This window comes from Maribacter sp. 6B07 (genome assembly GCF_002700155.1).
GTDB lineage: Bacteria > Bacteroidota > Bacteroidia > Flavobacteriales > Flavobacteriaceae > Maribacter > Maribacter dokdonensis.
Genome location: NZ_PDUT01000005.1, coordinates 113,605 through 123,958 on the forward strand (window position 1 = coordinate 113,605; position 10,354 = coordinate 123,958).

A 10,354-nucleotide genomic window follows, 5' to 3' on the forward strand; every position below is an offset into this window, starting at 1 on the left:
CAACCAACAACCAATAACCAACAATCTTAAAATTCCTTCCGGCTACTGTTATTTCCTAGCTTTTACCTAATTTAGGCCTTCTAAGAAGGAGCACCTGAAAATTGTAGCACAAATAAAGGAACCTGTCTATCAGGAAATGGAGTTGTTTGAGTCTAAGTTTAGAGATTCAATGACCTCTAAGGTTGCATTGCTCAATAGAATTACCCATTACATCGTAAATAGAAAAGGGAAGCAAATGCGCCCTATGTTCGTATTTTTAACGGCAAAACTGTTAAATAATGGCGAAGTAAATGAGCGTACCTATCGTGGTGCATCGGTAATCGAGTTGATACATACGGCTACATTGGTGCATGATGATGTAGTAGATGAGAGTAATAAACGACGGGGCTTCTTCTCTATAAACGCCCTGTGGAAAAATAAGATTGCCGTTTTAGTGGGAGACTATCTGCTTTCAAAAGGTTTGTTGCTTTCTATTGATAATGGAGATTTTGATCTTCTGAAAATAATCTCCGTTGCCGTTCGTGAAATGAGTGAGGGCGAGTTGCTGCAGATAGAAAAAGCTAGACGCTTAGATATTACCGAAGAGGTGTATTATGATATCATTAGGCAAAAGACCGCCACGTTAATAGCGGCATGTTGTTCGTTGGGTGCATGTTCTGTAAAGCCCGAAAGCATAGATGTGGAAACGTTTAGAAAATTTGGTGAGCTGTGTGGTATGGCCTTCCAGATCAAAGATGATCTTTTTGATTATGGTGGTCAAAAAATAGGTAAGCCAACCGGTATAGATATCAAAGAACAGAAAATGACCTTGCCATTGATCTACGCGCTTAACCATTGTTCTAAAAAGGAGAAAAGTTGGGTAATCAATTCCATCAAAAATCATAATAAGGACAAAAAGCGGGTAAAAGAGGTCATAGCCTTTGTAAAGGAAAAAGGTGGCTTGGATTATGCGGTAAGTAAAATGCTACAGTATAGAAATGAAGCCCTCGAGCTTTTGGACACCTACCCAGAATCCGATTATAAAAGTGCTTTGCAGCTCATGGTCAACTATGTGGTTGATCGTAAAAAGTAATTTTTTTACAAACCAAACAACTGGTAATCAGTATATTGAAAAATAATTTTGAATTTTTTTATTTTTCAGGCAACTATATTTCATTTTTCAGCGTCTATGTAAATAGAAGACCAAACCAATATTTTGAAAATTATACCTTTTTATAAAAACGAGAGCCAACTCATAAAAAAAGCGTCATCGGGCAACCGCGATGCGCAAGAGCGTTTGTATAAAAAGCATGCGCCAAAAATGTTAAGCGTTTGTCGTCAGTATATAAAAGATGTTCATTTTGCGGAAGATGTAATGGTGCAGGGTTTTTTAAAAATGTTCAACAAGTTAGATACGTTTAAGTTTGAAGGTAGTTTTGAAGGGTGGTTACGTAGGATCATGATCAGGGAAAGCATATCCTATTTAAGAAAACAACAATTTGTCGTGTATGATGATGAGGTGTACGAGAAAAATCAGTCGGAAGAGATTTCGCAGAGTACTGATTTAGATACAGAGCATATTCAACAATTGATAGACAAGTTGCCCCAAGGTTATAAAATGGTCTTTGTATTGTATACCGTAGATGGGTATAAGCATAAAGAAATTGCAGAAATGCTATCGATTACCGAGAGCACTTCAAAAACACAATTATTAAAAGCCCGAAAATTGCTTCAAGATCAATTAAGGCAACAAAATATTATAGGGTATGGAAACCGATAAATTTGAAAAACATATTAAGACCAAGTTACAAGAGCGCGAAATTCAGCCATCAACGAATGCATGGTCCAAAATTGCATCAGAATTAAATGATGATGATGCCAAAAAGAAACCCGTATATCTATGGATGGGTATTGCGGCAAGTGTTGTTGTGTTGATCGGTATTGCAATGTTCTACTTTAATGGCAATACTGCAGCTACCAAAATACCAACAGAAATTGTAGACATTGAGAAAGAGCGTACGTTAAAAGAAGTTTTTGTAAAAGATGTTTTGCCTATAGGTAAAGAGGAAGTAGAGGTGGTTGCACATTCAGAAGCTGAAAGTAGCATTGAGAAGGTAGTTGAGGAAGAAAATATACTAATTAAAGAAAAAGAGCCTTTAGTATTAAAAGATGAAATTGAAGTCGCGGTAAACCAAGTACCTACTAGTACATCTGTTGAAAAATTAGTGGTGACCGATGATATTATAAATTCTAAAGTGGCCGATGTTATTGCACAAGTAACTGTTCTGGAACAAAACAGTACAGTGACAGATGCCGAGGTAGATTCATTATTGAAACGTGCCCAAGATGAAATTTTAAGAGATAAAATATTTAATAAAGATAAATCTGTTGATGCTATGGCTTTGTTGACAGAGGTTGAAGATGAACTTGATCAATCCTTCCGAGACCAAATTTTTGATTCCCTAAAAGCCGGTTTTATAAAAGTGCGTACTGCTGTAGCAGACCGCAATAATTAATCAATCACAAATCGTTTTTCCTTATCTCTATAAAATACTATGGGGACAGGGAGCGGAGTTTATTCATCAAAAAAATCAAAATAGAAATGAGAACAATTACCATGTATTTAGTAGCCATTTTGACACTTTTATTAATGCAAAGTGTAGTGGCTCAAGATAATTATATAGAAAAAGTAGAAATTTTAAAAGAGCAAAAGCTTAGTATAACTAGACAAGAAAAGGAAGCTTTAAAATTCGAAATTGCTGAAATAGTTAAAAAATTGGAAAATGGAGAAATTACTGAAGAGGAGTCCAATGCCTTAAAGATGAAGGCCGCGGAAAAAAGAGCACTTAATATAGAGGAGAGAATCGCTATTATCGATAATAAAATATCCCTTTTGGAAAGAAATAACGGCGAGGTCAAAGAATTGGATACCTTAAATTATAAGTTCGCTTTTGAACTGGGAATAGGGGATGATGATGACAAACTGTTTGGAATACGTATCAATGAAAATAGGCATAGAAAAGAACCGGTCTATGACAGAAGAACTTATTCTGATATTGTTTTGGCCGTTGGTTTAAATAATGCAATTATAGAAGGGCAGTCCTTAAATGACTCTCCTTATAAAATTGGCGGAAGTAGATTTTTTGAAATGGGATGGCAATGGCGCACCAGGGTGTTTAAGAATACAAATTTCCTAAGGTTCAACTATGGGTTTTCATTTCAATTTAATGGCTTAAAACCAAAGGATAATCAGTACTTGGTTTCATTGGATAACGGTCAGTCTGAGCTTCAAGAATTTGAATATGATTTGGATAAATCGAAATTTAGAATGGATAATTTAGTATTTCCTATGCATTTTGAATTTGGTCCGTCAAAGCTAACTACCACAGATAAGACCATGCGTTACTCGTTACATAATAAATTTAGAGTTGGTTTGGGTGGTTATGCAGGGTTCAATTTAGGAACGCGTCAAAAATTAAAATATACCATTGATGGCGAAAAGGTAAAAGACAAATTAAAGCGTAGTTATAATACCAATGATCTGGTGTATGGTTTAAGTGCCTATGCGGGTGTAGATGGGGTGCTATTATATGTAAAGTATGATCTTAATCCCATATTCAAAGATGCGGCGGTAGATCAACGTAATATCTCTCTAGGTCTTAGGTTCGATCTTTAATTAAGAAATTCATCAATCAAATTAGCTGTAGTACTCCAATTTAAAAAGGGTGCTACAGCTTTTTTAATTCTCCAGATCGGCTTTCATTTCTTCGGTGAACTCGTGCTCATAATATCCACGTTTGCAGTGGCTACATTCTACGGTAGTGGTACTAGAAATTTTAAAAAGCTTGATCCAAAATATATGGAAGTAATTCTTTTGGGTAAACGCTGTTAACGTTCCTTTTTGTTGGCAATAAGGACAAGTGCTATGAAAAAGATTTTTAGTTATCGGCTTTCCTGGTCTGGTGCCAAAGAATAGAATCATTTTGCTATTTTTGATGTTCTAATTTACGTAAAATTATTTCCAGCTTTTAGCAAGATTTTCATGATAGCAAAAACAACCATAGATCAAGTTTACGAAACTGCTCGCCTAGAGGAGGTTATTGGTGATTTTGTACAGTTAAAGAAATCGGGTTCCAACTTTAAAGGCTTAAGTCCGTTTAGTGATGAGCGTACACCAAGCTTTATGGTATCTCCCGTAAAGCAAATTTGGAAAGACTTTAGTAGCGGTAAAGGCGGTAATGTAGTTGCTTTTTTAATGGAGCATGAACATTTCACCTATCCAGAAGCAATTAAGTACCTAGCTAAGAAATATAATATTGAGGTAGAAGAGACAGAGCAATCCAGTGAGCAAAAAGAGCAGGCAAATGAGCGTGAAAGCATGTATTTGGTATCAGAATTTGCTCAAGGCCATTTTAAGGAAATGCTTTGGGAGAGCGAGCTAGGTAAGGCTATTGGGCTAACGTATTTTAAAGAACGTGGTTTTACGGATGAGACCATCAAAAAATTTGAATTAGGGTATTGTTTAGATCAATGGGACGGCTTTACAACGGCCGCATTGGATAAAGGATATAAGTTAGATTACCTGCAAAAAACCGGACTTACCATTGTAAAGGATGATCCCAACAATCCAAACGGTGCTAGAAAATTTGATCGATTCAAGGGCAGGGTCATGTTTCCTATACATTCCTTAAGTGGACGTGTTTTAGGTTTTGGTGGGCGTATTTTAACGAACGATAAAAAAGCGGCCAAATACCTGAATTCGCCCGAAAGTGACATCTATCATAAGAGTAAGGTGTTGTATGGTATTTATTATGCCAAGCAAGCCATAGCAAAAGAAGATAATTGCTTTTTGGTAGAAGGATATACGGATGTTATTCAATTTGCACAACGAGGCATAGAGAATGTGGTGTCTTCTAGTGGTACGGCTTTAACGCCAGAGCAGATCAGGCTCATAAATAGGTTGACCAAGAATATTACGGTATTGTTTGATGGCGATGCAGCCGGTCTACGTGCGTCGTTAAGGGGTATTGACCTTATTTTGGAACAGGGTATGAACGTAAGGGTCTGTACGTTTCCGGAAGGTGAAGACCCAGATAGCTTTGCAAAGAATAATGAGTTAGATGATGTGTTGGCTTACTTAAGTGATAATGCCAAAGATTTTATTCAGTTCAAGGCTTCGCTTTTGGTAAAGGAAGCGGATAATGATCCTATTAAAAGAGCAGATACTGTTAGGGATATTGTAAACAGTATTTCCAAGATCCCGGATCGCATACAAAAGGAAATTTATATTCAAGAGTGTGCACAGATCATGAATATCTCAGAAGCTGTCTTGTTCAATACCTTGGCGCAGATAGATAAAAAGGGAGAGAAAGATTTTAAGAAGCAGCAGAAAGAAGAGCCTAAGGCTTTTGATGTAGTGCGCAATACAGATGAGCAAAAACAGGAAAAAGTTGATGTACAGTATGTATTAGAGCGCAAAATCATAGAGTCCCTAATGTTGTACGGTAGCAATATAGAAGAGTTTGAAGACTTGGTGTTAAAGGAAAACGACGCCGGAGACTTGGAATTGGAGCCAGAATCAATGGAAATCAAGGTGTACGAGAAAATATATCTAGATTTACAAGAAGATGAAATAGAGTTGGCCAATGAAGATTTTAGAAAGATGTATGGCAAATTGATCGAAGCCTTGAATGAAGAGGGCGATTTTTCGATCACCACTTTTGTTAACGGATTAGATCAAGAAATGGCAAATCAAATATCTTCTATTTTAATGGAAGAAGAGCGTTATGCCCTGCATAACTGGGAGCGTAAAGATATTTATCCAAAAAAGAAAGAAATAGGGGTGTCTCAATTGGTGAGTGAAACCATTTTGACCTTGCGCTGTTTTTTGATCAAAAAGAGGATGACGGCCTTGCAGCATACCACGGAACAAGCAGATAAAGACAATAGGGAAGCGCTAGAGGAAATTATGAACTATATTCAGTTGAACAAGTTGTTGAATCAGAAATTAAATAGGGTTTTGTCATAAAACTTAAATGATAGCATAAAAAAAAGACCTGTTTTAAACAGGTCTTTTTTATTTTATTCAGTTGTAAGAATTTAGTACAATTCCAATGCTTTCGCTTGTTGTAATAAATCTACCATATTATCTACGTTCAATTTTTTCATTAAACGAGCTTTGTAGGTACTAACTGTTTTTTCGTTTAGGTTTAAACCTAAAGCAACTTCTTTGTTGCGCTTACCACTAGCTAAAAGTTTTAACACTTCAATTTCTCTAGTAGATAGTTTTCTAAAGAACCTTCTTGGTTTTTTAGTTCCTTCATCAAAAGCAAGTCTTTGTGCAAGTTCATTTGTAATGAACATGCTTCCTTCGCTTACTTTGGTCACTGCTGCAGTAATATATTCTACACCAGATGATTTGGATAAATATCCAAAAGCACCGGCTCTAATGGCACTTAGGGCATATACATCTTCAGATTGACCGCTGTACATAAGGACTTTTACGTCCGCGTAATCTTTCTTGATTCTGCGTAATGCCGCTATTCCGTTAATTTCCGGAATATCCATTTCTAACATGACCACATCGGGGGTTGTGTCTTTGAGTTTTTCGAACAGCTCTTCGGTAGTAGCTACCTCATCGATCAGTTCAAAGCCCTCAGCGGATTCTAGAACCTTCCTAACTCCCATTCTTATGATAGGATGATTGTCCGCTATTAAAACTTTGATCATTAAATTGTTTTTTTATAGATTTCAAAACCTATTTTGTCTGAAAAGACAACATGCAATGTAAGGCTTAAAATTCTAAATTAGAAGCCAAAGTTGCATTTTTTTATTACTAACGTATAATTTTCATCTTTATTTTCGATTTAATACATTGATTCTTAGTTGAGTTGTTATTTTAACTCTGTAGGAATCTCACAAACAGGTATAGGTAACATTTTGTGTTGGTTCATAGTATTCAACCTCGTAAAAATCGTATATACTTCTTTTTGTCTACCCTCAAAATCGGCTATGGTCTTTCCTTCGTCTTTCATGTTCATGGCCCACTCTAGCTCAGGGTAAGATGCGCCGATCTGATCCTCGTCGGTTCTATCATCTCCCCAAAGTCCGTCCGTAGGTGCGGCATCAATAATTTCTTTGTTAACACCCAAAGTCTTAGCAATATCGTACACTTCGGTTTTCATTAAATCCGCTATAGGGCTAAGGTCTACACCGCCGTCACCGTATTTGGTATAAAAACCAACACCAAAATCTTCTACTTTATTTCCGGTTCCTGCTACAAGATAGCGCTCAAGCGCGGCAAAATAATACAAACTGGTCATTCGCAATCTTGCTCTTGTATTTGCCAATGACATAAACCTGTCCTCTTCATTATCTACTGCAGGCAGTGCGGCCACCAAACTATCAAATACCGGGGTAAGGTTTACGGGTTGTCTTCTAACATTGGGAAAATTTTCTATTAACCAATCAATATGTCTAGAAGCACGGTCACTTTGGTTCTCGGCTTGGTGAATGGGCATTTCTAGGCAAAGCAGGTCTAAACCTGTTTTTGCGCATAGGGTAGAAGTAACCGCAGAATCAATTCCGCCAGATACTCCAATGACAAAACCTTTCTGTTTTGCATTTACAGCATAATCTTTTAACCACTTTACAATGTGTTCAATTACCTTTTCAGTTTGCATACCGCTCTAATTATTTAGTAAAATCAATTAACTTTGCCTTAAAAATAAGTTGAACACTGTGAATAATAAAATGTATTGTAAAATACTTGCCAAGGTCAAACCTATTTTTATACTATTATCAGTTTTTGTCATTCTTTCTAGTTGTAATGATAGCGATAAGGTGGCCAAAGAGATTGCAGCCGTACCTATGGACCTTAAAATAGCACGTTTTGATCGTGAATTTGCGTCTTCTGGAGAAGAGGGTTTACCAGGTTTGCGTAAAATGTATCCGTATTTATTTCCGGCTCCCGATAGTGTTTGGATCGCCAAAATGAATGATTCCCTTCAAATTGAATTATTTCAAGAAGTGGGTAACGCCTTTCGTAGTTTTGAAGATGAGGAAGAAGGTTTGGTACAATTGTTTAAACATATCAAATATTATTTTCCGGAATATACAGTGCCAAAGGTAATTACGGTTACCAATGATGTAGATTACAACAACAGGATTATTTTGACCGATAGTTTGTTGTTCATAAGCCTTGATAATTATTTAGGACCAGAGCATAAGTATTACGGAGGTTTTCAGCGCTATATAGCGCATACCTTGGATCGCAACTATTTGGTGAGCGATGTGGCAAGTTCCTTTGCAAAACAGGTAGTGCCAAGACCCAGGGAGCGAACATTTCTTGCCCGTATGATCTATTTTGGTAAAGAACTGTATTTGAAGGATGTGCTTATGCCCAATGTAGATGATCGCAAGAAAATAGGCTATTCACAAGAGGATTTGGATTGGGCTTTTGCCAATGAAGAACCTATGTGGAGAAATTTTATAGAGAATGAATACCTGTACAGTACAGATAATAAATTGAACCAACGATTTTTAGAGCCTGCCCCTTTCTCAAAATTTGGATTGGAACTGGACAATGAATCGCCAGGTAAATTAGGAAGATTTGTAGGATGGCAAATTGTACGTGCCTTTATGGAGAATAATGATGTAGATGTAAAACAGTTGATGACCATGCCTGCAGAAGAGATATTTAAGAAATCAAATTACAAACCAAGAAATTAAATGGCAGATTTACATACTTCAGAAATTACGTTGCGCGTAGGATTGGATGAGAATAGAGTTCCTGAAAAATTAAACTGGTCTGCACAAGACGGTGGTATTGAGAATGAAGAGGCAAAGGCAATGTTGTTATCCGTTTGGGATAGTAAAAACCAAGAATCTTTAAAAATCGATTTATGGACCAAGGATATGCCGGTAGATGAAATGAAAACATTCTTTCATCAAACATTGGTTTCGTTATCGGAAACTTTCTTAAAAGCAACGCAAGACGAGAAAATGACGGCTACCATGAAGGATTTCTGTGATTATTTCGCAGAGAACCTAAATTTAAAAGATCAGGGTTAAGCGGATTTCAATTTCTTTTTTCCTTTTGTTTTTTTGATCCAATAGATAATATAGGCAGTTCCTAAAACGGACGGTGTTATCCACGCCCAAAGGGTATCTTGGTGCATACCGGCTACAATAAATGCTGTTACCGATGCAATAAGTGCACCCAGCATTCTGCTTAAATGGTTTATGAGCCAAAGCTTCCTGTTTTCTAATGTGGTGCTATACAATTTAAAATCTCCATAAGGCATAAATAGTCCAAAGCAACCAAAGAACAAGAACAAGATACTTTGGTTATACCCTTGTTTAAGTCCTATAATTCCAAATGCTATCATCAGCATGGCAGATAGGATCATAATTCCTGAAACCAACTTATCGGTATAATTGGCTTTTGTTTTTTTGGTCGATTTAAAGGTTAGTGCCCTATTACCGGCCAGGACCATGTAAATGGTGAAAATACCGATCAAGAATAAAAAGGTGTTCATGTGGTTGGGCATGCGGGCTACTACTAGAGAAATGGCGGAGCTAATGATCATAGACCAAGAAAACCATTTGCCCAAAAGTTTATGGTTCTTTTGCCCTTTTTTGACTACAATACTTGCAATGCCGGTTATAAGACCTACACCGCCAAAAAAGGCGTGAATGAAGATGAAGATTTCAATGATTTTTTCCATGAGTGGTTGGTTATTTAGGACTCAAAGATGAAGTAATTAATGTTGCTGAGATAAAGATAACTACTCAATTGTGGTATTTGAGTGCTGAGTTGAAGTTGGGAAGTCTTGAGTACTTAGTCTTAAGTAAAGGGTATTAAGTAAAAAGTAGGAGGTAGAAAGTACAGAGTAATAAGTACAAAGTCTTAAGTAAGAGGTGCGTAGTTAGATGTATTAAATATAAAGTCTTAAGTCAATGTAAATGTCATTACGAGGAGCTCTTGCGACATGGTAAGCTGTTGAAATTATCAATGTCAGTTCGAGTGTTTTCTGAAAGAAAATGTATCGAGAACAGGTTTGGAACACGCGAGGGTTCTCGATACAAATTCCTCGTGCCTCGAAATTCACTCGAACTGACAGGAAGGTGTAATGTGAGATATACTGAGTATTAAGTTTTAAGTAAATGTAAATGGTATTGCTAGGAGCTCTCGCGACATGGCAAGCTGTTGAAATTATCAATGTCAGTTCGAGTGTTTTCTAAAAGAAAATGTATTGAGAACAAGTTTGGAACACGCAAAGAATCCCGATAACAGTTTTACAACTTAGTACTATGTACTTAATACTTAATACAAAAAACGCGAAGCGTTTAATTAACCATCAACGAAAAACCA

11 protein-coding genes are annotated in these 10,354 nt (G+C 36.7%); 7 read left to right on the forward strand and 4 right to left on the reverse strand.

The window, feature by feature from the left end; translation table 11 throughout:
* Positions 1-94: 94 nt before the first annotated feature.
* From CSC80_RS18895 to CSC80_RS18910, 4 genes are all read left to right on the forward strand, one after another.
* A complete protein-coding gene (locus CSC80_RS18895; protein ID WP_058105343.1) occupies positions 95-1,072 on the forward strand; it encodes a polyprenyl synthetase family protein in 978 nt (325 codons plus the stop codon).
* 123 nt (positions 1,073-1,195) lie between these two features.
* A complete protein-coding gene (locus CSC80_RS18900; protein ID WP_071342494.1) occupies positions 1,196-1,759 on the forward strand; it encodes an RNA polymerase sigma factor in 564 nt (187 codons plus the stop codon).
* Complete coding sequence (locus tag CSC80_RS18905) at positions 1,746-2,495, forward strand: hypothetical protein (protein WP_099193472.1); 750 nt, start codon at positions 1,746-1,748, stop codon at positions 2,493-2,495. Before CSC80_RS18900 ends, CSC80_RS18905 begins: the two co-directional genes overlap by 14 nt.
* An 86-nt stretch (positions 2,496-2,581) precedes the next feature.
* Positions 2,582-3,655, forward strand: coding sequence for a hypothetical protein (locus CSC80_RS18910; RefSeq protein WP_099193473.1), 1,074 nt, complete (start codon positions 2,582-2,584; stop codon positions 3,653-3,655).
* A gap of 63 nt (positions 3,656-3,718) precedes the next feature.
* On the opposite strand, the gene CSC80_RS18915 is transcribed toward CSC80_RS18910, so the two are convergent.
* Positions 3,719-3,961, reverse strand: coding sequence for a zinc-ribbon domain-containing protein (locus tag CSC80_RS18915; protein ID WP_083414188.1), 243 nt, complete (start codon positions 3,959-3,961; stop codon positions 3,719-3,721).
* A 60-nt stretch (positions 3,962-4,021) separates the two neighbouring features.
* Here CSC80_RS18915 and dnaG point away from each other — a divergent pair, with 60 nt between their 5' ends.
* The gene (dnaG, locus tag CSC80_RS18920; RefSeq protein ID WP_099193474.1) at positions 4,022-6,007 is read left to right on the forward strand and encodes a DNA primase; all 1,986 of its coding nucleotides are present in this window, start codon (positions 4,022-4,024) and stop codon (positions 6,005-6,007) included.
* A gap of 71 nt (positions 6,008-6,078) precedes the next feature.
* Here dnaG and CSC80_RS18925 read toward each other — a convergent pair whose 3' ends face one another.
* Positions 6,079-6,708, reverse strand: coding sequence for a response regulator transcription factor (locus CSC80_RS18925; protein ID WP_058105367.1), 630 nt, complete (start codon positions 6,706-6,708; stop codon positions 6,079-6,081).
* 164 nt (positions 6,709-6,872) lie between these two features.
* A complete protein-coding gene (gene nadE / locus CSC80_RS18930) occupies positions 6,873-7,661 on the reverse strand; it encodes an NAD(+) synthase (RefSeq protein ID WP_071340164.1) in 789 nt (262 codons plus the stop codon).
* Between the two features lie 58 nt (positions 7,662-7,719).
* On the opposite strand from nadE, the gene gldB reads away from it, so the two are divergent.
* Both gldB and gldC read left to right on the forward strand, forming a co-directional pair.
* On the forward strand, positions 7,720-8,709 hold the full coding sequence (gene gldB, locus CSC80_RS18935; RefSeq protein ID WP_236973449.1) for a gliding motility lipoprotein GldB: 990 nt from the start codon (positions 7,720-7,722) through the stop codon (positions 8,707-8,709).
* Positions 8,710-9,051, forward strand: a complete 342-nt coding sequence (gldC, locus tag CSC80_RS18940) for a gliding motility protein GldC (protein WP_058105349.1) — start codon at positions 8,710-8,712, stop codon at positions 9,049-9,051.
* Here the strand turns inward: gldC and CSC80_RS18945 are convergent.
* Positions 9,048-9,707 carry a hypothetical protein gene (locus tag CSC80_RS18945; protein WP_099193475.1) on the reverse strand — a complete coding sequence of 220 codons (660 nt, stop codon included), beginning with the start codon at positions 9,705-9,707 and terminating at the stop codon, positions 9,048-9,050. The genes gldC and CSC80_RS18945 overlap by 4 nt on opposite strands.
* Between the last annotated feature and the right edge of the window lie 647 nt (positions 9,708-10,354).

Bases quoted from the DNA above. Each gene is read 5' to 3' on its own strand.
- CSC80_RS18905 (WP_099193472.1), top strand. From the start codon at position 1,746: ATGGAAACCGATAAATTTGAAAAACATATTAAGACCAAGTTACAAGAG.
- CSC80_RS18910 (WP_099193473.1), top strand. From the start codon at position 2,582: ATGAGAACAATTACCATGTATTTAGTAGCCATTTTGACACTTTTATTA.
- CSC80_RS18915 (WP_083414188.1), bottom strand. From the start codon at position 3,961: ATGATTCTATTCTTTGGCACCAGACCAGGAAAGCCGATAACTAAAAAT.
- dnaG (WP_099193474.1), top strand. From the start codon at position 4,022: ATGATAGCAAAAACAACCATAGATCAAGTTTACGAAACTGCTCGCCTA.
- CSC80_RS18925 (WP_058105367.1), bottom strand. From the start codon at position 6,708: ATGATCAAAGTTTTAATAGCGGACAATCATCCTATCATAAGAATGGGA.
- nadE (WP_071340164.1), bottom strand. From the start codon at position 7,661: ATGCAAACTGAAAAGGTAATTGAACACATTGTAAAGTGGTTAAAAGAT.
- gldC (WP_058105349.1), top strand. From the start codon at position 8,710: ATGGCAGATTTACATACTTCAGAAATTACGTTGCGCGTAGGATTGGAT.
- CSC80_RS18945 (WP_099193475.1), bottom strand. From the start codon at position 9,707: ATGGAAAAAATCATTGAAATCTTCATCTTCATTCACGCCTTTTTTGGC.